This is a genomic window from Pseudomonas oleovorans subsp. oleovorans, assembly GCF_002197815.1.
GTDB lineage: Bacteria > Pseudomonadota > Gammaproteobacteria > Pseudomonadales > Pseudomonadaceae > Aquipseudomonas > Aquipseudomonas oleovorans.
On the sequence record NZ_NIUB01000109.1, the window covers coordinates 1 to 519 of the forward strand.

Genomic DNA, 519 nt, shown 5'->3' on the forward strand with positions numbered 1-519 from the left:
AGACTCCGGGCGTCGATGGAGAAACCTGGGGATCGCCCCAGGCCAAGCTCCGTGCTGTGGGAAGTCTGTCGAAACAACGGGGTTATCGGCCCAAACCGCTACGGCGGGTCTGGATACCGAAACCCGGCAAGCTGGAGGAGCGCCCGCTGGGTATCCCGACGATGCTGGATCGGGCCATGCAGGCGCTGCATCTGCAAGCGTTGGAGCCTGTAATCGAAAGCACCAGCGATCCGAAGTCCTATGGATTTCGCCCGGATCGTTCGACTGCTGATGCAATGGTTGAGCTTTTCCACCTGCTGTCGCCGCAAACGGCGCCGGTCTGGATTCTGGAAGGCGACATCAAGGGCTTCTTCGACAACATCAACCACGAATGGCTGTGTCGGAATGTCTCGATGGACACGAAGGTACTGCGCAAGTGGTTAAAAGCCGGGGTTATCGACCGGCGACAACTCATGGCAACGGAAGCCGGGACGCCGCAGGGTGGAATTATTTCGCCCTGTCTGGCCAATGCCACTCTGA

General features: G+C 59.2%; 1 protein-coding gene. It reads left to right on the top strand.

Annotation, left to right across the window (positions count from 1 at the left end):
• On the top strand, positions 1-519 hold a 519-nt coding region (locus PSOLE_RS23480; RefSeq protein ID WP_249044928.1), incomplete at both ends, for a reverse transcriptase domain-containing protein.